Annotated in this window: 23 protein-coding genes; 14 read left to right on the forward strand and 9 right to left on the reverse strand. The window is 64.1% G+C overall.

The genetic code is table 11. The features are described from left to right. Positions 1-10: 10 nt before the first annotated feature. The gene (locus ACYHH6_RS14795; RefSeq protein ID WP_352584489.1) at positions 11-1,267 is read right to left on the reverse strand and encodes an aminopeptidase; all 1,257 of its coding nucleotides are present in this window, start codon (positions 1,265-1,267) and stop codon (positions 11-13) included. Between the two features lie 84 nt (positions 1,268-1,351). Then, positions 1,352-2,266: a LysR substrate-binding domain-containing protein gene (locus tag ACYHH6_RS14800; protein ID WP_352584491.1), complete on the reverse strand. Its 915-nt coding sequence runs from the start codon at positions 2,264-2,266 to the stop codon at positions 1,352-1,354. Between the two features lie 122 nt (positions 2,267-2,388). On the opposite strand from ACYHH6_RS14800, the gene ACYHH6_RS14805 reads away from it, so the two are divergent. The 3 genes from ACYHH6_RS14805 to sbmA all read left to right on the forward strand — a co-directional run bounded on the left by ACYHH6_RS14805 (position 2,389) and on the right by sbmA (position 5,468). Next, entirely contained in the window at positions 2,389-2,592 is a 204-nt protein-coding gene (locus ACYHH6_RS14805; RefSeq protein ID WP_352584493.1) for a hypothetical protein, read from the forward strand. Positions 2,593-2,971: 379 nt separating this feature from the next. Continuing rightward, positions 2,972-4,087 (forward strand): YbfB/YjiJ family MFS transporter, encoded by a 1,116-nt coding sequence (locus ACYHH6_RS14810; RefSeq protein WP_352585217.1) that lies wholly within the window; start codon positions 2,972-2,974, stop codon positions 4,085-4,087. Positions 4,088-4,208: 121 nt separating this feature from the next. Further along, entirely contained in the window at positions 4,209-5,468 is a 1,260-nt protein-coding gene (gene sbmA / locus ACYHH6_RS14815) for a peptide antibiotic transporter SbmA (RefSeq protein WP_352584495.1), read from the forward strand. 36 nt (positions 5,469-5,504) lie between these two features. On the opposite strand, the gene ACYHH6_RS14820 is transcribed toward sbmA, so the two are convergent. Further along, complete coding sequence (locus ACYHH6_RS14820) at positions 5,505-6,509, reverse strand: polysaccharide deacetylase family protein (RefSeq protein ID WP_352585219.1); 1,005 nt, start codon at positions 6,507-6,509, stop codon at positions 5,505-5,507. A 291-nt stretch (positions 6,510-6,800) separates the two neighbouring features. On the opposite strand from ACYHH6_RS14820, the gene ACYHH6_RS14825 reads away from it, so the two are divergent. Both ACYHH6_RS14825 and der read left to right on the forward strand, forming a co-directional pair. Continuing rightward, a complete protein-coding gene (locus tag ACYHH6_RS14825; protein WP_352584497.1) occupies positions 6,801-7,463 on the forward strand; it encodes a tetratricopeptide repeat protein in 663 nt (220 codons plus the stop codon). A 59-nt stretch (positions 7,464-7,522) separates the two neighbouring features. Further along, entirely contained in the window at positions 7,523-8,956 is a 1,434-nt protein-coding gene (gene der, locus ACYHH6_RS14830; RefSeq protein ID WP_352584499.1) for a ribosome biogenesis GTPase Der, read from the forward strand. A 252-nt stretch (positions 8,957-9,208) separates the two neighbouring features. Here the strand turns inward: der and ACYHH6_RS14835 are convergent, their stop codons facing one another. Next, entirely contained in the window at positions 9,209-10,117 is a 909-nt protein-coding gene (locus ACYHH6_RS14835; protein WP_352584501.1) for a LysR substrate-binding domain-containing protein, read from the reverse strand. A gap of 117 nt (positions 10,118-10,234) precedes the next feature. Between ACYHH6_RS14835 and ACYHH6_RS14840 the strand changes: the two genes are divergently transcribed. The 7 genes from ACYHH6_RS14840 to ACYHH6_RS14870 all read left to right on the forward strand — a co-directional run bounded on the left by ACYHH6_RS14840 (position 10,235) and on the right by ACYHH6_RS14870 (position 15,807). After that, on the forward strand, positions 10,235-11,548 hold the full coding sequence (locus ACYHH6_RS14840) for an MFS transporter (RefSeq protein WP_352584503.1): 1,314 nt from the start codon (positions 10,235-10,237) through the stop codon (positions 11,546-11,548). 136 nt (positions 11,549-11,684) lie between these two features. Next, positions 11,685-12,869, forward strand: a complete 1,185-nt coding sequence (locus ACYHH6_RS14845) for a cell wall hydrolase (protein ID WP_352584505.1) — start codon at positions 11,685-11,687, stop codon at positions 12,867-12,869. 264 nt (positions 12,870-13,133) lie between these two features. Continuing rightward, on the forward strand, positions 13,134-13,526 hold the full coding sequence (locus ACYHH6_RS14850; protein ID WP_352584507.1) for an AtpZ/AtpI family protein: 393 nt from the start codon (positions 13,134-13,136) through the stop codon (positions 13,524-13,526). Between the two features lie 62 nt (positions 13,527-13,588). Next, the gene (locus tag ACYHH6_RS14855; protein ID WP_112567034.1) at positions 13,589-14,347 is read left to right on the forward strand and encodes a F0F1 ATP synthase subunit A; all 759 of its coding nucleotides are present in this window, start codon (positions 13,589-13,591) and stop codon (positions 14,345-14,347) included. 67 nt (positions 14,348-14,414) lie between these two features. Beyond that, positions 14,415-14,639, forward strand: a complete 225-nt coding sequence (locus tag ACYHH6_RS14860) for a F0F1 ATP synthase subunit C (RefSeq protein ID WP_006206606.1) — start codon at positions 14,415-14,417, stop codon at positions 14,637-14,639. A 66-nt stretch (positions 14,640-14,705) separates the two neighbouring features. After that, the gene (locus ACYHH6_RS14865) at positions 14,706-15,305 is read left to right on the forward strand and encodes a F0F1 ATP synthase subunit B (protein WP_352584509.1); all 600 of its coding nucleotides are present in this window, start codon (positions 14,706-14,708) and stop codon (positions 15,303-15,305) included. 10 nt (positions 15,306-15,315) lie between these two features. Continuing rightward, positions 15,316-15,807, forward strand: coding sequence for a F0F1 ATP synthase subunit B (locus ACYHH6_RS14870; RefSeq protein WP_352584511.1), 492 nt, complete (start codon positions 15,316-15,318; stop codon positions 15,805-15,807). A 287-nt stretch (positions 15,808-16,094) separates the two neighbouring features. Here ACYHH6_RS14870 and rnhB read toward each other — a convergent pair whose 3' ends face one another. After that, positions 16,095-16,790: a ribonuclease HII gene (rnhB, locus tag ACYHH6_RS14875; RefSeq protein ID WP_352584512.1), complete on the reverse strand. Its 696-nt coding sequence runs from the start codon at positions 16,788-16,790 to the stop codon at positions 16,095-16,097. Positions 16,791-16,943: 153 nt separating this feature from the next. Further along, on the reverse strand, positions 16,944-18,098 hold the full coding sequence (locus ACYHH6_RS14880) for a PA0069 family radical SAM protein (RefSeq protein WP_352584514.1): 1,155 nt from the start codon (positions 18,096-18,098) through the stop codon (positions 16,944-16,946). A 150-nt stretch (positions 18,099-18,248) separates the two neighbouring features. Here ACYHH6_RS14880 and ACYHH6_RS14885 point away from each other — a divergent pair, with 150 nt between their 5' ends. Both ACYHH6_RS14885 and ACYHH6_RS14890 read left to right on the forward strand, forming a co-directional pair. Then, a complete protein-coding gene (locus ACYHH6_RS14885; protein WP_352584516.1) occupies positions 18,249-18,752 on the forward strand; it encodes a glycosyltransferase in 504 nt (167 codons plus the stop codon). Between the two features lie 209 nt (positions 18,753-18,961). Continuing rightward, positions 18,962-19,936, forward strand: a complete 975-nt coding sequence (locus ACYHH6_RS14890) for a hypothetical protein (RefSeq protein WP_352584517.1) — start codon at positions 18,962-18,964, stop codon at positions 19,934-19,936. On the opposite strand, the gene ACYHH6_RS14895 is transcribed toward ACYHH6_RS14890, so the two are convergent. From ACYHH6_RS14895 to ACYHH6_RS14905, 3 genes are all read right to left on the reverse strand, one after another. Then, positions 19,926-20,354: a GFA family protein gene (locus tag ACYHH6_RS14895; RefSeq protein ID WP_352584519.1), complete on the reverse strand. Its 429-nt coding sequence runs from the start codon at positions 20,352-20,354 to the stop codon at positions 19,926-19,928. The genes ACYHH6_RS14890 and ACYHH6_RS14895 overlap by 11 nt on opposite strands. Before the next feature lie 128 nt (positions 20,355-20,482). Next, positions 20,483-21,037, reverse strand: coding sequence for a molybdenum cofactor biosynthesis protein B (moaB, locus tag ACYHH6_RS14900; RefSeq protein ID WP_112567011.1), 555 nt, complete (start codon positions 21,035-21,037; stop codon positions 20,483-20,485). Continuing rightward, a complete protein-coding gene (locus ACYHH6_RS14905; protein ID WP_352584521.1) occupies positions 21,024-21,917 on the reverse strand; it encodes a 4-(cytidine 5'-diphospho)-2-C-methyl-D-erythritol kinase in 894 nt (297 codons plus the stop codon). The genes moaB and ACYHH6_RS14905 overlap by 14 nt, the downstream gene beginning before the upstream one ends. Between the last annotated feature and the right edge of the window lie 23 nt (positions 21,918-21,940).

Below are 21,940 nucleotides of genomic sequence, written 5' to 3' on the forward strand. Positions count from 1 at the left end.
CTCCGCAAGCTCAGGCCCACTCACCCTTGCGCATCACCGGCACGCGAGCGCCGTCCCTGTGGACGCCGTCGATGTCGATCTTGTCCGAGCCGATCATCCAGTCGATGTGGATGAAGCTCTTATTGCCGCCACGCTCAGCGATCTCGTCCTGGCTGAGCGAGGCGCCGTTGACGAAGCACTTCGAGTAGCACTGCCCGAGCGCGATGTGGCAGGCGGCGTTCTCGTCGAACAGCGTGTTGAAGAACAACAGCCCGCTGGCCGAGATCGGCGAGGAATGCGGCACCAGCGCCACTTCGCCGAGCCGGCGCGAACCCTCGTCGGTGTCGAGCACCTTCTTCAGCACATCCTCGCCCTTCGACGCCTTGGCCTCGACGATCCTGCCGTCCTCGAAGCGTACCGAAATCTCGTCGATCAGCGTGCCCTGGTAGGACAGCGGCTTGGTCGAGGAGACATGTCCGGAGACGCGCCGTGCATGCGGCGTGGTGAAGACTTCCTCGGTCGGGATATTCGGGTTGCAGGTGACGCCGTTCTTGGCCGTCGAGGCGCCGCCCATCCATTCGTGGCCGTCAGCCAGCCCGACGGTGAGGTCGGTGCCCGGCCCGGTGAAATGCAGCGCATGGAAATTGTGGCCGTTCAGCCACTCGGTGCGGCCGCGCAGCGCTGCATTGTGCGCCGTCCAGTTTGCGATCGGATCTTCCACATCGACTCGCGATGCCGAAAAGATGGCATCGGCGAGCTTGACCACGGCGACATCGTCGGCGTCGCCGGGGAAAACCTGCTTGGCCCAGGGGAGATCCGGGTAGGCGACGATGTTCCAGTTGATGTCGAAGCCGGTGATCTTCTCCAGCGCCGGCTGGTAGGCCATCGAGTTCGCCTTGTTGGCGCGCGCCACCTTGGCCGGGTCCTGCGCCGACAACAGCGACGGGTCTTCGCCGCGCACGGCCAGCCGTGCCGCATTGTTGGAAAAGGCTTTCGCCATGCCCTCATACATCCAGCCGGCGGCGCGATCGAAGCCCGCGTCCGCGCCGTAGCGGAAGCGCGCCAGCGTGATCTCGTCATCATTGAAGATCGGCGTCACCAGCCCCGCGCCGGCCTTGTAGGCATGCTCGACGATGCGCCTGGTCAGCGGCAGCGCCGCGATCGACGAGGTCAGCACCAGATCCTGCCCCGGCTGCAATTGCAGTCCGACCTTGATGGCGACTTCGGCCAGCCTGTCGAGCTTCACCGGGTCAATGGTTGCGGAAACGCCGCGCGAATGTGTGGTCATGATCCTGCCTGCCGTGCTGTTTGATCTGACTTTACATAGACCGGGGCCGGCATCCTTTCCACCGCCATTGCGCTGGGCCAGAGTCTAGGCAGCACTCTCCAGCGCACTGAACTGCGCCATGGTCTGCGCGATCTCCTCGCGGATCCAGACCCTGAAATCCCGCACCTTGCGGCTTTCGGCCTTGCTGGCAGAGGTGACCATCCAGTAGCCGAGCCCGCTGTCCACGCGAACGCCGAAAGGCGCGACCAGCCGGCCATCGGCCAATGCGTCAGCGGCCAGCAACTGCCATGCAAGCATCACGCCATGCCCGGCGATCGCCGATTCCAGGCACAGCATCGGGTCGGTAAAACGCGCGCCCTTGCGGAAGGTGACCGGTTCGACGCCGGCGGCTTCAAACCAGCTCTCCCAGTTGATCATAGTCCGCTCGTCGGTGATGGCGCAGGTCTTCGCCAGATCCTCGATCGCGTGGAGCCTGCTGGCGATCACCGGCGCGCAGACCGGAAACACTTCCTGCGCCAGCAGAAGTTCGGCCCTTCCGGCCGGCCAGGTGCCATCACCCATCCGGATGGCGATGTCGACGTCGGAATGGTCAAGATCAGCCAGCTGAGCCGAGGCGTCGATGCGCAGCAGCACGTTGGGATGCCGATCGAAATGCCGCGACAGCCTGGGCAGCAGCCATTTCGAGGCGAAGGCCGGCGCTACCGAAACCACCAGCGTGCATTGGTTTGCCTCGTCGGCAAGCGCCACCGCCTGCGCAAGTTCGCGAAAACCGGCGCCCAGCCTGGCGGAAAACACCCTGCCGAACTCGGTCAGCACCAGTCCGCTTGCGGTTCGTTCGAACAGCGCCTGTCCGAGTTGCTTTTCGGTGCGGTTGATCTGCTGGCTGACGGCGCTGACAGAGACGTTGAGTTCGCCGGCGGCCGCCGCGAGCGAGCCGAGGCGGGCAACGGTTTCGGCGGCGCGCAAGCCGTTGAGATGGACGCGATTCAGCATAGCCATTTCAGTTTTTCTAAACCGCTACGGCTGAAATCTCAATTGAAAGACAGCCCGACAAGGCAGATTTTAGCGGGACAGTCAGACCGAGACAGTGGGTCTTGGACACACAGACCGTGGAGGCCAGGATGGTGACGATCATATCACTGCTCAAGATCTTTGCCGCCGGCTACACGCGGCGGCGCCCCGACGGCGATGCCGTCAATTGGGTGACGGATCCGCTGTCGCATCCGGTGCTCGACACCATGTCGGAGCGCGAGCTCGGCGACATGCCGTTCCGCTTAACGGCACGCCGCACCGCTTATGAGACGGCGCAAGCAGGCTGCAGGTGAAAATCGCGGACGCGGTAGAGAAAGAGACGATACCGTCGACATCGGCGCCGCCCCTCATTGCCCTGCCGGGCATTTCTCCCCGTATAGTGACGGGGAGAAAGACGCCTGCGTCGAAGGTTTCGCCAATCACCAGCGCTGCAGGAAAGGGCGCCAAGGCGGACGACTAGCCCCCTTCTCCCCGTTCTACGGGGAGAAGGTGCCGGCAGGCGGATGAGGGGCGGCGCTGACGCAGAAGTTTTCGCTCCAATCTGTGCAACCGGGCGTTTCGCCAAAGCTGCTGCCCTGGCCCAATTCAAGCGCATTGTCTCCCCACCGGGCACCCTTATTGTGCGCTGCAATGAATGCCGCGCCGTCACCCCTTCGCCTCGCTCTCGCCGGAATGATTGCCATGGCCGTCGCCATGGGCATCGGCCGCTTCGTCTACACGCCGATCCTGCCCGGCATGATGGAAGAGCTGCATCTGTCGCCGGCCGATGCCGGCTGGATCGCCTCGGCCAATTATCTCGGCTACCTCGTCGGTGCGCTTGCGGCGGCCGGCGGCTGGGCGCATGGGCGCGAGCGCATGCTGATGTTTGGCGGCCTTGCCGCAAGTGCTGCGCTCGCCGCCCTGATGGGGCTGACCGATACGATGACCGCCTTCATCGTCATCCGTTTCCTCGCCGGTCTCGCCAGCGCCTTCGTCATGGTGTTCATGGCCAGCATCGTCTTTGGTCATCTGGCTGCCGCCAACAGAAGCGACCTGCAGGCGCTGCATTTCGGCGGCGTCGGTCTCGGCATCGCCGCATCCTCGGCGCTGATGGCTCTTCTGGTCACCGAACATGCCGGCTGGCCGGCGGGCTGGCTGTGGTCGGGCGCGATTTCGGCTGGCGGCTTGGCGCTCGTCGCCTGGCTCGCTGGCGGGACCTCGCCCGTCAATGGCGTGGCCGGCCGCGAACCGGCGCTGCCCAAGGACCGCTCGCTGATGAAGGTCATCATCGCCTATGGCCTGTTCGGCTTCGGCTATGTGGTGACGGCAACCTTCCTCGTCGCCATCGTCCGCCAGGGTGGCGGCGGCCGCGTCTTCGAGGCAACCGTCTGGATGGTCACCGGCCTTGCCGGCTTTCCCTCGGTCTGGCTCTGGCAGAAGATATCGGCACGGATCGGGCTCTACGCAGCCTACGCCGTGGGCTGCCTGGTCGAAGTGGTCGGCGTCACCGCCAGCGTCGCCATGGGCGGCACCGTCGGGCCGCTGCTGGCAGGCGTCCTGCTCGGCGGCACCTTCATCGCCATCACCGCGCTCGGCCTGCAGACCGCAAGGCTGCTCGTGCCACAGGCGCCGCGCTGCATCTTCGCGCTGATGACTGCGTCCTTCGGCATCGGCCAGATCGTCGGCCCGATCGTCGCCGGCCTGCTGGCGCAGGCCTCTGGCAACTTCTTCCTCGCCTCGATCGTAGCTGCTGCCGTATTGCTGGTATCTGCTGAGATCACCTGGTCGGCTGCGCCAAAATCGCCATGATTGTGGTCTTGCTCGATGCCGGGCATCGGGCACGGGCATTTGCTTTCCACCTAATGTGTGACTTTATGCCCGCTGAACGGCAACCCCGCTGATTTGCGCATCGACCGAGGAAATCGCCACAGTGTTCGTATCCTTCTTCCCGCAGCCGAAGCTGTTCTTCTCTTCGGTCGCCATCTGGAGCCTTGCCGCAATCCTGTTCTGGTTTTTTGGAGGTGAGCAGTTGGGGGCCCTGTTCGGCATGCCACCGGCCGCCGCCGACGCGCCGCCCATCATCGGCATCGCCATCCTCATGTCGAAGCCATTCCTTTGGTTCTATCTCTATTTCGCGTTCTGCGTGCTCGTGTTCTACGCGTTCTGGAGCTGGTATTCACCGCATCCCTGGCAACGCTGGTCCATCCTGATGACGGCGGTCATCCTGTTCTTCATCTATTTCAATGTGCAGGTCAGCGTCGCCGTCAACGCCTGGTACGGCCCCTTCTTTGATTATGTGCAAGGGCTGATGTCCGGAACGGGAAAGTCAACCGATGGCGAATTCTACATCGGATTGGCCGACTTTTCATGGCTCGCGCTGGTTGGCATGAATGTGCAGGTGGTCAATGCCTTCATCGTCAGCCACTGGATCTTCCGCTGGCGCACGGCGATGAACAACTATTTCGTCGAGAACTGGGGCAGACTTCGCCATATCGAGGGCGCCTCGCAGCGTATCCAGGAAGATACAATGCGCTTCTCGCAGATCATGGAGGATCTCGGCGCTACCTTCGTCCAGTCGATCATGACCTTGATTGCATTCCTGCCGGTGATGATCCAATTGCAGTCCCACATCAGTGAGTTGCCGATTGTCGGTGCGATCCCTCAGCCATTGGTGGTCGCGGCACTGGCCTGGTGTCTGTTCGGAACGATCTCGGTCATGGTCGCCGGTCTGAAGCTTCCGGGACTACAATTCCGTAACCAGCGCGTTGAAGCTGCTTACCGCAAGGAACTGGTCTACGGCGAGGACCATGCGGACAGAGCCCAGCCAGCCACCACTGCCGAGCTGTTCGCGAATGTTCGTCACAACTATTTCAGGCTCTATTTCCACTACATCTATTTCAACGTTGTCCGTTACACCTACCTGCAGGCCGACAACATTTTCTCACTGCTGATCCTGGGGCCGTCACTGGTTGCGCACAAGATCACCTTTGGCGCGCTGAACCAGATCTCGAACGCCTTCGGCAAGGTTACCGGGTCTCTGCAGTTTCTGCTCACCTCCTGGTCGACCATCGTTGAACTTCAGTCGGTTCACAAACGCCTGCGCGCCTTCGAAGCGACACTGCAAGGCGAGCCGCTGCCGGATATTGATCGGCGCTACCTGGAGCGGCAGAGCGCCGAAGATCCTGCCTGAGTACAGACTGAATTTGTGATGCAAACGGTGGGCGGCTCAGCCGCCCACCGCCGCCTGCCTCTCGGCGCCAGGCTGCCGCGCCACATAGTCGCGAAAACTGATGCACTCGACATCGGCTTTGACGCAGGTCTCGCCGGCAAAGCGTTCCAGCGCGTTCCAGTAGGCGCCGTCATTCATCAGCGTGAAATGGAAGCTCAGCACCAGCGGAATGCGTTTGCCCTGATATTGCTTGTCGAAGGCAGCGCGGAAGGCCTGGTAGGTCCGCTCGCTGAACTCGACCGCCTGGCTCGGTCGCTCGAAGCCGCCGGAATGGCGGACATAAAGATTATAGTCCATGGCGATCACCGGCCTTGAATTCGGGCCTTCCGGGATCTGCGGCAATGAAAAGCGGGTCAGGCCGCCGCCGGTTGGCGGCCCGACCGGGCCTTTTGAAACACCGCTGGCATCATAGTGGTAGCCGGCTTCAGGCAGGGCCTGATAGAGCCCTTTGCTGGTCGAGAGGTACGGCGCACGAAAGCCGACCACGGTATGGGCAATATCGCGCCAGCCCGCGGGCTCGGGCGTAATGCCGTTGATCGCATAGGCGTTCTCCAGAATGCGCTCGAACGACGCGAATTCCTTCAGCCAGTCGGCCTTGCTCCAGTCCTTGCCGTCGAAATGGCCGCAGCCATGGCTGGCGATGTCATGACCCTCCGCGGCCGCGAGGCCGATCTGGTCGAGCCGCTCGGCGACCTCCTGTTTCGAGGTGGCAAAGCCGATGTTGGATTTGCCCGCGGATTTGCCCGGCGGCGTGTATTCGGCGCGCGTCTGCGGCGACAAAAGGAAGACGCAGGACAGAAAGTAGGTGAAATGCGCGCCGGTGCGTTTCGCCAGCACCCGGCTGCGCTGCCATTGCGAGATCTCGCGGGCGCTGTCGAACGAGATGATGACCACTTGCTTCGGCTTGGCCGGGACGGGTGCGGCCGGCGGGTCGGCGAAAACAGCGCCCGCCGTGGCAAGCATGGCTGTGGAAAACGCAACAACGCGCGACAGAAGAGGCATCGGCAATCTGGGCTTGATCCGGAGGCAGTCAAAGCCGGCTATCGGCAAAATGTGGCGTAGGTGCGGTCGGCGCCCGGAGCATGATCCCGAAAAGTGGAGACCGGTTTTCGGAAAAGATCATGCTCAAAAAGGAAATGGAGCCCCATCCCGACCCCGTCGGGATGGGGCAGGCTCCAGCCGCTTGCCCGGCGATTAGCCGATTTTCCTGCCCAGCCCCTTCCATGCCGACAAAATTTCGCTAAAACGCGGGCTCAAGAAGCGCCCCTTCCGGGGCAGCAATGGTTTTGTTTGATGTCCGACGACAGTTTTATCCGCGAAGTCAACGACGAGATCCGTCGCGAGCAGGCGCAGGCGCTGTGGGACCGTTTCGGTCCGGCGATCCTCGGCCTTGCCATCCTGGTGGTGCTCGGCACGGCTGCCTTCGTCGGCTACCGCTATTGGGACGAGAGCCGCGCCAACCGCTCTGGCGACGCCTTTTCGCAGGCGCTGAAGCTTGCCAATGACGGCAAGAGCGACGATGCGCTGACAGCACTTCAGCAGTTGGAAAAGGATGGCTACGGCGCCTATCCGCTTCTCGCCCGCATGCGCGCGGCAACCATCAAGGCCGACAAGGGCGACTTTGCCGCCGCCGTCGCCGACTTCGATGGCGTCGCCGCCGACACTGCCATTCCTCAAGGCATTCGCAACATGGCGCGCCTGCGGGCAGCTCTGCTGCTGGTCGATCACGGCTCCTTCGCTGACGTCTCCAGCCGCGTCGAGGCGCTGACCGCCGACAACAACACGCTGCGCCACACGGCGCGCGAAGCGCTCGGCCTTGCCGCCTGGAAGGAAGGCAAGACCCAGGATGCGCTGAAACTGTTCGACCAGATCGCCGCCGATGATGGCGCCCCGCGCAATGCGCGCCAGCGGGCGACGCTGATGTCAGAACTGATCCGCGGCTCGGGCGCGTCATGATACGCGTCGCCCAAAATGCGCTGCGGTTTTGGGCGATGGATGACGGATTGTAGGGCCGGATGAGCTTCAAAGTCGCCATTATCGGCCGGCCCAATGTCGGCAAATCGACGCTTTTCAACCGGCTGGTCGGAAGGAAGCTGGCGCTTGTCGACGACACGCCGGGCGTCACCCGCGATCGTCGCGTCCACGCGGCCAAACTCTATGACCTGCATTTCGATGTCATCGACACCGCCGGTTTCGAGGACGCGGCCGCCTCGACGCTGCCCGGCCGCATGCGGGCGCAGACCGAGATCGCCATCCGCGAAGCCGACCTGATCTTCTTCACCATCGACGCCAAGTCCGGCCTGCTGCCCGACGACCGCACCTTTGCGGAGATTGTCCGCAAGTCCGGCAAGCCGGTGGTGCTGGTCGCCAACAAGGCCGAGGCCAAGGGCGCCCAGGGCGGGATGCTGGAGGCCTGGGAGCTCGGTCTCGGTGAGCCGATCCCGGTCTCCGCCGAGCACGGCCAGGGAATGCCCGACCTGCGCGACGCTGTCATCGAAGCCCTTGGCGAAAAGCGCGCTTTCGACGAGGAAGAGGACGACACCGAGGAAGAGGTCGCCGCCAGCGAGGTGCTGATCGGCGAGGACATCACCGATCCCGATGCTGAAGCGACCTATGACGACACCAAGCCGATGCGCATCGCCGTCGTCGGCCGCCCCAATGCCGGCAAGTCGACGCTGATCAATGCGCTGATCGGCGAGGAGCGGCTGCTGACTGGCCCGGAAGCCGGCATCACTCGCGATTCGATCTCCGTCGACTGGGACTGGCATGGCCGCCGCCTGAAGCTGTTCGACACGGCAGGCATGCGCCGCAAAGCCAGGATCCATGAAAAGCTGGAAGTGATGTCGGTGCAGGACGGCCTGCGCGCCATCCGCTTTGCCGAGATCGTCATCATCGTGCTCGACGCCACCATCCCCTTCGAGAAGCAGGATTTGCAGATCGCCGACCTGATCATCCGCGAGGGCAGGGCGCCGGTCATCGCCTTCAACAAATGGGACCTGATCGACAATCCGCAGGAACTGCTGGCCGAACTGCGCGAAAAGACCGGGCGGCTGCTGCCGCAGGTGCGCGGCATCCAGGCGGTGACGGTTTCGGCCGAGACCGGCCGCGGCCTCGACAAGCTGATGGATGCCGTCATCAAGACGCACAAGGTGTGGAACAGCCGCGTCTCGACCGGCAAACTCAATCGCTGGCTGGAAAGCATACTGGCGCATCATCCGCCACCCGCCGTTGCGGGCCGCCGGCTCAAGGTCAAGTATGTGACGCAAGCCAAGACGCGGCCGCCGGGCTTTGTCGTCCAGTGCTCGCGGCCCGATGCGATGCCGCAATCCTACGTCCGCTACCTCTCCAACAGCCTGCGCGAAGCCTTCGACATGCCGGGCGTGCCGATCCGGATAGCGCTGCGGACTTCGGACAATCCGTTCGCGGGTCGGGCGAACAAGCGCAAGTGAGGCAGCCGGCCTTTGGGCACGCCTTCGCTTCTGGGAATCCTCTGCAATGTTTGCGGGACAGCACCCCCCTCTGGCCTGCCGGCCATCTCCCCCGCAAGGAGGGAGATCAGCAGTTCGTTCTAACGGCGCCTTTCTTGCAGGATTGAAGATTCGCGAGAGCACTCGCGCCATCCAATCTCCCCCCTTGCGGGGGAGATGTCCGGCAGGACAGAGGGGGGTGTGCGGGAACTCGACGCCGGATGATCATCGCGCCTAAGCGACCTCCCTCAGCCGCGCACCCTCCGGCAGCGCCTCTATCGCCGCCTGCAACAATATGTCCGCCAGCCGCGCCGCAACCGGATCCAGTTCGGCGTCCTTCTGGTGCAGCACCAGCGCCATGGTCGGCAGTGCGGGCAAACCGAGCATCTGCGGCGCCATCGCCCTGACATTGGCCGGCAGGCCGATATCGGTGCGGATCGTCAAGCCGAGCCCGGCGGCGACCGCCGCCCATATGCCGCCAAGGCTGGGGCTGGAGAAGGCCATCCGCCACGGCAGACCGGCGCGGTCCAGCGTTTCCGTCGTCACCGTGCGCAAAAGGCAGGGCGCTTCCAGCGCCACCAGCGGCAGCGCCTCGCCCTCGCGCAGGCTGGTCTCGATCAGCTTTGCCGGGCCGATCCAGCGCAATTGCGCATCGCCGACATGCCGGCTGTAGGGCAGCGCCTGGCCGCTGTCCCAGGCCAGCGCAATGTCGAGGTTGCCTGATGTGATCCTCTCGGCAAGTTCATAGCTGCGTCCGATCCTGGCCTCGATCTTGACCTTGGGGTGCGCGCGGGCGAAGCGCCCAAGCACCTCCGGCAACACCGCCTCGCCGAAATCCTCCTGCAGGCCGAGCCTGACCCAGCCCTCCAGTTCGACGTCGTGGATGGCGGAGGCCGCCTCGTCATTCAACTCGAGCAGCCGCCTGGCGTAGCCAAGCATGGTCTCGCCGGCTTCGGTCAGCGCCAGGCCGCGGCCTGACTTGCGGAAGATCGGCGTCGCCGCCTGCTCCTCCAGCTTCTTCAGTTGCGCGCTGACCGCCGAGGTCGAGCGTCCGAGCCGGTCGGCGGCCTTGGCGAAGCTGCCGAGTTCCATGCCAGTGACGAAGCTTCTGAGGACATCAAGGTCGAAGGTTACGCGTCGCATCACAACAATCCTGATTTTCAGGAATAATAGTCAAAAACTTCCCGATATTCGGGATGAAGTTATGGCGGTAGAGACAAGGCGTCAAGGGTCCGGAAGGGCCATTACAGGAGTTCCGCCATGTCAATTGCCGACGCAAATTGTGAGCAACGCCGGGTTGGTCGAGCCGCCGCCGTCACCGCCATTTCGAAGGCCGAACGATTTCGCGCCAATCATCGCTGGAAGGTGCTCGGCATCGGCGTTGCCGCCAATGCCAGTTTCTCCGCCACCTTCGCCGGCATACCGGCGGCAGCGGTGTTTCTGCGCTCGGGCTATCAGCTCTCCAACGGCAATCTCGGCCTCGTCCTCGGCCTCCTCGGCCTGGGCGTCGCCTTGAGCGAACTGCCCTGGGGCCTGCTCACCGACCGCTGGGGCGATCGCGGCGTGCTGTTGACCGGTCTCGGCGCGACGGCGGCCTGGCTTGCGCTGATGGCGTTTTTCATCGTGCCGTCGGCGACCTATGTGCCTGGCGTTGCCATGCTGGCCGCATGCCTTCTGGCCACCGGCCTGCTCGGCGGCAGCGTCAACGGTTCCAGCGGCCGCGCCATCATGGCCTGGTTCCATGAGGGCGAGCGTGGTTTTGCGATGAGCATCAGGCAGACGGCGGTGCCGCTCGGTGGCGGGCTCGGCGCACTGGTCCTGCCGTCGCTGGCATCGGCGCATGGTTTCGCGGCAGTCTTCGGGCTGCTGGCCGCCGTGAACGCTGTCTCGGCGCTGTTTGCCTGGCGCTGGCTGCATCAGCCGCCGGAGGTCGACCCGGAGATCGACAATGCCGGAGGCATTGCGACGACAAAGCCGGCCGGTCCGGCGCCGCTGCGCAATGTCGAGGTCTGGCGCATCGCCACCGCCATCGGCCTGCTTTGCTTTCCGCAGGTGGCGGTGCTGACCTTCGCCTCCGTCTTCCTGCACGATTTCGCCGGCATGGGCACGCTGACGATCAGCGCCAGCCTTGCCGCGGTGCAGACCGGCGCCATGATCATGCGCGTCTGGAGCGGCCGCTTCACCGACCGCCACGGCAACCGCCGCTGGTTCCTTCGCCTCTGCAGCATGACGAGCGCGCTTGGCTTTGCGGCTCTCGGCCTGCTGGTCCTGGCGGCAGGAGCCACGCCGGGCGCGCACGCCGCGCTGATGCCGGCGATCGCGGTGCTGCTGGTCGTTGCCGGCATCTCGGTCTCCGCCTGGCACGGCGTCGCCTACACCGAGCTTGCCACGCTGGCCGGCGCCAGCCGCGCCGGAACCGCGCTCGGGCTCGCCAACAGCTTCGTCTTCATCGCCTTCTTCGTGGTGCCGACGGCCATTCCGGCATTGCTGCTCGTCTGGTCGTGGCCTGGCGTTTGGCTGGCAGGGGCGCTCTGCGCACTCGCCGCCTGGCCGATCCTGCTGCGGCCGAACTGACGGTTCCATCGCATCGAACCGGCGTCCCATTTCGGACCGGTTCGGAAAAACACCATCATTAACGTTAACCCCGCATCAAGGTTAATGCTTCACTTTGGCTCTCCAGTGGCTCAGTGGCGTTTCTGGAGAGTTCCCCGTGCATCGACGTGTCTTGAAGCGGCTGGCTGCCGCCGCCGGTGAGAAAAAACGTTCCTTCGTATCGCCACTGGTCATCGGGCTCGGCATCTGGATCGGCTTTCCGACCGTCGTCGCCTACCAGGACATGGGCAGCCTGATTTCCGGCCTCGAAGCATCGGGCACCCGCTGGAATTCCTATGTCGAGCGCTCCGTCGCCGGTTCGGTCCATGCCGCTGAAATGCCTTTCATCGATTCCGTCACCACCGGTTCGCTTTCGGGCTCGGGCGTGCGTCTGCCCGGCGTTGGCAAGGTCTCGTTTCGCGGCAAGGGCAATGTCGCCGGCGTCACGCCCGACGAGGACCGCATCATGCGCGCCGACAAGAAAGGCCGCATCATCCAGGTCTCGCCGGTTGCGCCGCCGAAGAACTTCAATGCCGGCTCGATCTTCCAGCGCACCTCTTCGCTGCTGCGGCCGAGCATGGACAGCGGCCTGAAGCTGGCCTTCGCCAAGCCCGGCATCAAGGGCAAGGAAATCCAGATCGCCCAGGCCTTCCATACCAATGTGGACAAGAAGCCCGATCCCGGCGTGCCGGCCATGCTTGCCGCCCTCGTCAACAATGACAAGCCGGACGTGCTGGCTACCGCCTATGCCCAGGCCGAACCCGATTACGCCAAGGCCTCGCCCTTCGAGGCGCTGCTGCAGGACGAGGAGCCGAACAGCGGGCGCTTCATTCCGCCGATGGCCAAGGGCGATCACTCGTGGATCCAGAACCCGCTGCCGGCCAGCGTCTTCTCCAAGAAGGAGCAGGCCTGCCTTGCCAACGGCATCTATTTCGAGGCGCGCGGCGAATCCGTGCGCGGCCAGGCCGCCGTCGCGCAGGTCATCCTCAACCGCGTCCGCAATCCGGCCTATCCGAACTCGATCTGCGGCGTCGTCTACCAGAACGACAACTGGCTGAACCGCTGCCAGTTCTCCTTCGCCTGCGACGGCCGTAAGAAGCGCATCGAGAGCCCCGCCAACTACAAGGTAGCGCAGGATGTCGCCATGGCGGTCACCGCCGGCAAGATCTTCATTCCGGAAGTCGGCTCATCGACCCATTACTACGCCAACTATGTCCATCCGGGTTGGGCCCGCACGATGCAGAAGATGACCAAGATCGGCCTGCATATCTTCTACCGCACCTATGGCGGCGGCTGGAGCTGAGCCCTTCGGGCTGCCGTCTGTTACGAGCCGCAAAAGCCCCCGGGCGCCGAAATCGGACGCCGGTCGCCGGACGGATTCGGGGCATGTGCCGACCCCATAGTGCCGGGCACGATGTCGCACCCCGGCAAGAGATTGATTTCATTAGAAAAAATACATGACTTTGAAGTCCCGCCCGTGGCTTGACGGGCGTGGACCCTCTAACTATGTTGCCGGCGACTTTAGAAGCGGACGGACGGTGACGGTCTGACCGGGCAGGGGGGTTCGATGGCCGACAAGAATGGGCCACACGGAACCGGAGAAACCGGCCGCGGCAGCAAGCATGAAGCCGACATCCGCGACGAAGAACTCGAGCGCCGCCGGCGCGAGCTTGGAGCATCGCTTGCGACAAGACGGCCGGATCGGCTAGAGGGGAATGACGGCGCGAAGGCGACGGCCGGATATGGCCAGGCGCTCAAGCTGTCCAGCGAGTTCATCGCCGGGATAGTGGTGGGTGTGGGCCTTGGCTGGTTTCTGGATCGTGTGGCGGGAACCTCGCCATGGGGTCTGGTCGTCGGCTTGTTGCTGGGCTTTGGCGCCGGCGTGCTTAATGTCCTGCGTTCGGCAGGTGTTGTGGCGGAATTCGGAAAAAGCGAGAAGTCGCGCGATCCGAACAAATGAACTGGCGCCGTTAATGGCGCATAAGGACACTGAGGCCGTTCGCGGCTTTGACGGGGATGTAAATGGCTGCTGACAAGGTCGATCCGATCCACCAGTTCCATATCGTCAAGCTGATTCCGATCAACATCGGCGGCTATGACCTGTCCTTCACCAATTCGTCCCTGTTCATGGTCGCGACCGTGCTCGTCGCATCGGCGTTTCTTTACCTCTCTACCTCGAGCCGCAGCCTTATTCCCGGGCGCCTGCAGTCGGTCTCGGAAATGGGCTACGAGTTTGTTTCCAACATGCTGCGCGACGCCGCCGGAACGCAAGGGATGAAGTTCTTCCCCTTCGTGTTCTCGCTGTTCATGTTTGTCCTTGTCGCCAACCTGCTTGGCCTTTTCCCCTACTTCTTCACCGTCACCAGCCACATCATCGTCACCTTTGGTCTCGCCGCCCTTGTCATCGGAACCGTCGTTGTTTACGGCTTCACGAAACACGGCCTGGGCTTCCTCAAGCTGTTCGTGCCGCATGGCGTTCCGGTCTTCCTGCTGCCGCTGGTGGTGCTGATCGAAGTGATTTCCTTCGTCTCGCGCCCAGTCAGCCTTTCGGTGCGTCTGTTCGCCAACATGCTGGCCGGTCACATCACGCTGAAGGTGTTTTCGGGCTTCGTCGTCAGCCTCAGCGCGCTGGGCGCCGTCGGCGTCGCCGGTTCGGTGCTGCCGCTGGCCATGGCGGTCGCGCTGACGGCCCTTGAATTGCTGGTCGCCTTCCTGCAGGCCTACGTCTTTGCCGTGCTGACCTGCATGTATCTGAACGACGCCCTGCATCCCGGGCACTAATCGAGAGTTTCCGGCATCTTCGCTGGATGGAATTGCAACGGAATTACAGATCCAAAGGAGTTTTGAAATGGACGCAGAAGCAGCAAAGTACATCGGCGCCGGCATCGCTTGCCTGGGTATGGGCGGCGCGGGCATTGGCCTCGGCAACATCTTCGGCAGCTACCTGGCGGGCGCCCTGCGCAATCCGTCGGCCGCCGATGGCCAGTTCGGCCGCCTGATTTTCGGCTTCGCCGTGACCGAAGCTCTGGGCATTTTCTCGCTTCTGATCGCGCTTCTCGCCCTGTTCGGCTGAGCACTCGAGAAGATTGGACAGGCCGGCCGCTACCCTGCGGCCATGCCTGATATCAGGGGATAGTCCATGTTCGTGACATCTGCCTTTGCGCAAGAGTCCGCACCCGCCGCCGAAGGCGCTCATACCGGCACGGAAGGCGAAACGCATTCCGGCACCGGCGTGCCCGCCGAGGCGCACGGCACGTTCCCGCCATTTGATCCGGCGACGTTCCCGTCGCAGCTTCTGTGGCTGGCGATCACGTTCGGGCTGTTCTACCTGTTCCTGAAGAAGGTGGTGATGCCACGCCTCGGCGACATCCTCGACGTGCGCAGCGATCGCATCACCCAGGACCTCGACCAGGCCGCCAGGCTGAAGGGCGAGGCCGACGCCGCCGTTGCCGCCTACGAGCAGGAATTGACGGAAGCCAAGGCCAAGGCCAACGCGATCGGCCAGCAGGCCAACGACGCGGCCAAGGCCGAAGCCGAAGCTGCCCGCAAGAAGGTCGAGGCCGCGCTCGACAAGAAGCTCGGCGAGGCCGAGGCCAGCATTGCTTCCATCAAGGCCAACGCCATGAAGGAAGTCGGCACGATCGCCGAGGACACCGCTTCGGCCATCGTCGAAGCGCTTGTCGGCGGCAAGACCGGCAAGGCCGAGATCGCGGCGGCCGTCAAATCCGTGGCCCGCTGAGGAGCACATCATGGACGCCACATCGCTCGCGACGCTCTGGGCCACCGTCGCCCTTGTCATTTTCCTCGGCATCGCCGTCTACATCAAGGTACCGGGGCTGATGGCCAAGGCGCTCGACGCCCGTGCCGCCAAGATCAGCAACGAGCTTGATGAAGCCCGCAAGCTGCGCGACGAGGCCCAGCAGCTGCTCGGCCAGTACCAGAAGAAGCGCAAGGAAGCCGAGCAGGAGGCCGCGGCAATCGTCGCCGCCGCCAAGCGCGAGGCAGACATGCTTGCCGCCGAAGCGCACAAGAAGACCGAGGACTATGTTGTCAGGCGCACCGCGCTTGCCGAGCAAAAGATCGGCCAGGCCGAGCGCGAGGCAGTCGCCGAGGTGCGCGCCAGCGCCGTCGACATCGCCGTCGAGGCAGCCCGCACGCTGCTTGCGGCCAAGGTCGATGCCAAGGCCGGCGCCGACCTGTTCAAGTCCGCGCTCCAGGACGTGAAGGCCAAGCTGAACTGAGTGGGGTTAGCTCGCTGACATGAAGCCGCCCGGGCGACCTGGCGGCTTTTTTGTTGGGAGAATGAGCGAGACGCTGAAGCTGCTAATCTCCCCCCTCGTGGGGGAGATGCCCGGCAGGGCAGAGGGGGGCGCGAAGGATCGCAGGCTTTCCGCTTTCATACTGCGCCGGCTGCAAATTGTGTAGGGAATCTGGGAACCATAGGCTGACAGGCTGGAGGGACAGCGCCCCCTCTGTCCTGCCGGACATCTCCCCCACAAGGGGGGAGATCAGCTGTGCCGCCGCCGGCTCACTCCAACCCGACAAAACCCTCTTCTTCCACCACCTCAACACCACCCAGCCTGAACGGCGCGAACGACGCGCGGTGCAGCCTTGCCACCGGCCCATGCGCTTCGATCGCCGTCCGATGCCGGACCGTGGCGTAGCCCATATGGACCTCGAAGCCGTAGCGCTCGTGGTGGCTGCCGCAACCGCACATCATGCGGTCGCGCATCACCTTGGCGACGATCGAGGCGGCGGCGATCGACTGCGAGCGCTGGTCGCCCTTGATCAGCGCGCGGCCCTCGCAAATGAGACCCGGCGGTACGTCGCGGCCGTCGGCCAGCGCCAGCTTCGCCTGTATCGGCAGGCCGGCAAGCGCCCGGCGCATCGCCTCCAGGCTCGCCTTGAGGATGTTGCTGCCGTCGATGCCTTCGGCACTCACCGAGGCCATCGACACACCGAGCGCGGACCCGAGGATTTTCAGGAACAGCGCCTCGCGCTGCAAATGATTGAGCCGTTTGGAATCGTCGAGACCATCGGGAATGTTGGCGGGATCGAGGATCACCGCCGCCGCCACCACCGGCCCAGCCAATGGACCGCGGCCGGCCTCGTCCATGCCTGCGACAGGCCACAGACCTTCGGCCATCGCCTTCGTCTCGAAGGAGAAGTCGGGCTTCTCGACGATTTCGAAAAGAAGCGGAGAATCGGAACGCGCGCGAGCCATGTTGCGGCGAGGTTCGCATCGGCTCCGATTCTCCGCAAGTCCCTCCAGGGTCGAGTGGGGCAAGACCGGGAGGGCACCGTCTGCAGGCCGGGGGACAGGCCGGACGGGATTTCTTCGCCTGCCCAGCCAACGATGGCGGGGCAGGGATGGTCTTTAGAGCAGCATCAGCTGCTCGGTCGCATTGGCGGCGGCGACGAACTGGTCGGTCCTGAGCGTCCGCCGCTCGGCATTGAGGCCGAGCCGTTTGGCCGTGATCTCGAAGCGCCGGCCGATCTGCCAGGCATAAGGTCCGGCGCCTTTCATGCGCTTACCCCACTCCGAATCGTAATCCTTGCCGTCTCGCATCGAACGGATCAGCGACATCACGTGCCGGTAGCGGTCGGGATAGTGGCGCAGCAGCCAGTCCTTGAAGATCGGCGCCACCTCCAGCGGCAGGCGCAGGATGACATAGCCGGCCTCGCGGGCGCCGGCGGCACGGGCCGAATCGAGGATGCGTTCCATCTCCTGGTCGGTCAGGCCGGGGATGATCGGCGCCACCATGACCGAGGCCGGAATGCCTGCATCCGAAAGCTGCCTTATCGCCTCCAGCCGCTTGGTCGGCGTTGACGCGCGCGGCTCCATGGTGCGCGCCAGCATGCGGTCCATCGTCGTCACCGACAGCGCCACCTTGGCCAGCCCGCGTTCGGCCATCCGCGACAATATGTCGATGTCGCGCGTCACCAGATGGGATTTGGTGACGATGCCGACCGGATGACCGCGCGCCTCCAGCACTTCGAGGATCTCGCGCATGATCCGGTATTGCTTCTCGATCGGCTGGTAGGGATCGGTGTTGGTGCCGATGGCGATGGTGCGCGGCTGGTAGCCGTCCTTCGACAGTTCCTTGTCGAGCAGCCGCGCCGCATCCGGCTTGGCAAACAGCTTCGATTCGAAATCCAGCCCCGGCGACAGGCCCATGAAGGAATGCGTCGGCCGCGCAAAGCAATAGACGCAGCCATGCTCGCAGCCGCGATAGGGGTTGATCGAACGGTCGAAGGAGATGTCGGGCGATTCGTTGCGGGTGATGATGGTGCGCGGCTTCTCGACCTGCACCTCGGTCTTGAACGGCGGCAGTTCCTCCAGCGAATTCCAGCCGTCGTCGAACACATGCCGGCTGACGGGCTCGAAGCGGCCGGACGGATTGATGCCGGCCGAACGGCCGCGGTTGCGGTCCGGACGGACGCGCATGCCGCTCTGTTCGATCATCGCATTGGCCATTTCGGCGCGTCCTGCTCCGAAGGCTGCAATGTCCGCACGCACGATATGTTCCATTTTTGCCCTCTCCCAGGGACTGTCGGCCGGCTGTCGATTCGGTCTGTTCATGAAAATAATCCTATTTTGCCGATGAGAACAAAGCAAGAACTTTTTTGTTGTGCAATGCAAAACTGGCGCTGCGCCAGGCTTTCCGCTATTCGGCTAAATATGCTCAGCGTTCTTATCGAAACCCGGGATGACGAAGAGGGCCTTGCCCGCACGCTCGCCTCGCTGATCGGCGGTGCGGTCGAGGGCGTGGTGCGCGATGTCATCGTCTGCGACACCGGCTCGACCGACCAGACGCATCGTGTCGCCGATCACGCCGGCTGTCACTTCGTCGCCGGCGGCATTGCAGCCGGGATCCGGCAGGCGAAAGGCGACTGGCTGCTGTTTCTGGAACCTGGCGCGCGGCTTTCGGAAGGCTGGATCGATGACGTTGTCGCCCACACGGCGCGGCAAACCATGCCGGCGCGCTTTTCCCGTTCGCGCGGCAGCCGCGCACCGTTCCTGGCGCGGGTGCTCCGGGGAAACCGGGCGCTGGCCGAAGGTCTGGTCATCAGCAAGCGCCAAGCTTCGTCCCTGGCGAAAAGCGCCCGTAGCGCCGAGGCCATCGCTCGCGGCCTGGCGACGAAGAGGCTCAATGCCGAGATCTGGGTGGCGCCGCCGAAGTAAGGTGCTTTTGCTCGGCGGTTCGCGGGCGCCCGAAGCTTTGCCCATTCATTAGCCCGCGTGAATTTTGCAGGTGCGTTGTCTGTTGTGCATTGCACAAAATATGACGCGGGGGTAGCATTCCCCTCAGTGCGGGACAATTGGGTTTGGGTATTGCCGGAGCGGTGAGCAACCGACGCTGTGTCGGCTTCCGTTCATACCCGAGGACCCCGATGAACCTTTCGACCCCTGACAAATCCGGCGCCGCCAGCCTGGAAGCCATCGCTCGCAATGGCAGCCTGCTCCGCCGCATTGCCGTGCGCATCCCGACCTATCTCAAGGATATGCGCGAGAACCCGGCCTGGCTGCCGATGTTCATGCTTGCCCGCACCATGCCGGCGCGCAAGCTGCACTGGCTGGGTGCCAAAGCCGCGCGCCCGGCGCAGAGTGCCGGGGCTACGATGTTCAGGGGCGTCGAGCTCAAGTCGATCGTCGAAACGCTGCGCAGCGATGGGTTGTTCTCTGGTCTGGTGCTGCCGCAGGCGATCCATGAGGAGATCGCCAGCTTCGCGCAAAGCACGCCATGCTTCGGCAATTTCGATCGCCGGCTCGAATTCATGCCTGGGGATCATGGCGAGGCCGAGAAGCGTTTCGGCCGCTCTTTGCTCAGCGGCCACTATTTCGAGCGCATCCTCGGCTGCAAGGCTGCGCTCGCCATCCAGAACGATCCGCTTCTGCTCGACATCGCCCAGCACTATCTCGGCGGGCAGGCAAAGCTGATCACCACGCGCGTCTGGTGGAGCTTTCCGACCGGCGAGGCCTCCGATGCCGACAAGAACCTTGCCTCCCTCGGCAAATACCATTTCGATCTCGACGACTGGCGGATGCTGAAATTCTTCTTCTACCTGAAGCCTTGCGATGCCGGCACCGGCCCGCATGTGTACGTTAGGGGCAGCCACAACAGGCGCAGCCTCAAGCACCAGCTGACGCTGCTGGTCGGCCATCCGGCGGAAGAGGTGCTCAAGGTCTATGGCGACGACAGCCCGGTCACGCTGACTGGCGAGGCAGGTCTCGGCTTTGTCGAGGACCCGTTCGGCTTCCACATGGGCACCGTGCCGTCGCGCAAGCCACGGCTGATGATGGAGGTCGGCTTCGGTGTGTCGCCGCCCTCGCGCCGCCGCTTCCACGGCGAACCGGTCATCCGCTGACGTTGATCTCCACCGGCATCCAGCGCGCCTGCCGCCGGGCCATGCGGCCCTCGCGGCTCTCGGCATCATAGTCCATTGGAACCGGCTCGCGACCGAACCGCAGTCGGTCGTCGAGCGCATTGACGATGACGATCGCTTTGGGGTCGCCGCCGTCGGTGGTCACAGCCGCGACATAGACGCCGCAGTCGCGGCAGATGAGATAGTCGGCGGTGCGCAAGCCGAACCGGTATCGGTGCAGTCGGGCTTCATCCTCGACGGAGACGATCAATCGTCCCTGCGGGTCAGCGGCAGCGCGCGAGCCATGCCGGACACAGAAAGCGCATTGGCAGGCGCGGATCTCCATGTCGGATGGTTCGATGCCAGTTTCGAATGTCAGGTGGATGGCGCCGCAATGGCAGCCGCCGCGATACGTTCTCATCGGATCATTCCGCCTTGAGTGACTTGGCCGCAGACTACGCCTTAGGCAACTCGCAGGAAATGACCTCTCGAAGGCGTAGCTGCCATTCCGCCTGACAAAGGCAGCGCTGAACCGCTATCCGCCTTGCTTTACGAGCCGGCCTTGCCGCGGCGCAAATGCTCGTCCAGGCGCGGCATGATCTCGACGAAGTTGCAGGGCATGTGGCGGTAGTCGAGCTGCGGCTTCAAGATGCCATCCCAGGCGTCCTTGCAGGCGCCGGGCGAGCCCGGCAGCACGAAAACGAAGGTGGCGTTGACGACGCCGCCGGTCGCCCGGCTCTGGACGGTGGAGGTGCCGATCTTGTCGTAGGAAATGCGATGAAACACTTCGGAAAAGCCGTCCATGCGCTTTTCGAAGATCGGCTCCAGCGCCTCCGGCGTCACGTCGCGGCCGGTGAAGCCGGTGCCGCCGGTGGTGATGACGACATCGATCTCCTTGTCCCGGGACCATGCCAGGACCGTATCGCGGATCTTTTCACGATCGTCGGTGACGATGTCGCGCGCGGCGAGGACATGGCCGGCCTCGGTGATGCGATCGGCCAGCGTCTGACCGGATTTGTCGTCGGCGAGGCTGCGTGTATCGGAAACCGTCAGCACCGCGATGCGCACCGGGATGAACGGGCGGCTCTCGTCAATTTTGGCCATCGGCCCCCTCCGATGCGATGCTGCGCGTCGCTGCGACAAACCAGTCCGGTTCGCGGCTGCGGATCTCGGCCGCGGCGCGCTTGGCGACATTGCCGGTCTCGAACAGGCCGAAGCATGTCGCGCCGGATCCCGACATGCGCGAGAATCCCGACCCGGCCCGGTTCAACAGGGAAAGCGCCCTGCCGATGGGCGGCTGTATCGCCTGCGCCGGGGCCTCGAGATCGTTGCGGGTAATCTCCAGCCAGTTGCGCATGCTGTGGAAGTCGAAGCCGCGCGGCAGCGGAGGCAGCCCTTCATTGTCCCGCTTCCCAAGTGCGTTGAACACGTCGGGCGTGGAAACGGCGACGCCGGGATTGACCAGCACCAAAGCGAGTGCCGGAAAATCCGGCACCAGTGACAGCTCGTCGCCGATGCCGCGCGCGACCAGTGGTTTTGCGGAAAGACACATCGGCACATCGGCGCCGAGCGTGAGACCAATCCGCACCAGTTCGGCCTCGCCGATGTCGAGTTCCCAGGTCCGGACGAGACCGCGCAGCACCGCCGCGGCGTCACTCGAACCGCCGCCGACGCCGGAGGCGACCGGCAGGTTCTTTTCCAGCCGGATGGCAACCGGCGGCGTGCTCTGCTGGCCTGCCCGGCTGCGCAGCGCCTCGCGCGCCTTCACCACCAGATTGCTGTCGTCTATCGGCACAGAAGTCGCGTAGCGGCCCGCTGCGGAGAACCGGTCGCTGTCGGCAGGTTCGATCTCGACCCTGTCGCCGAAGCGGGTGAAAACGACCAGGCTCTCAAGCAGATGATAGCCGTCGGCACGCCTGCCGGTGACATGCAGCGCTAGATTTATCTTGGCGGGTGCCAGCCATGTCCGGGCTGCGGCATCCACAGTGTCGGCTGTTGACGGGATGA

Source organism: Mesorhizobium sp. P171375, assembly GCF_057786075.1.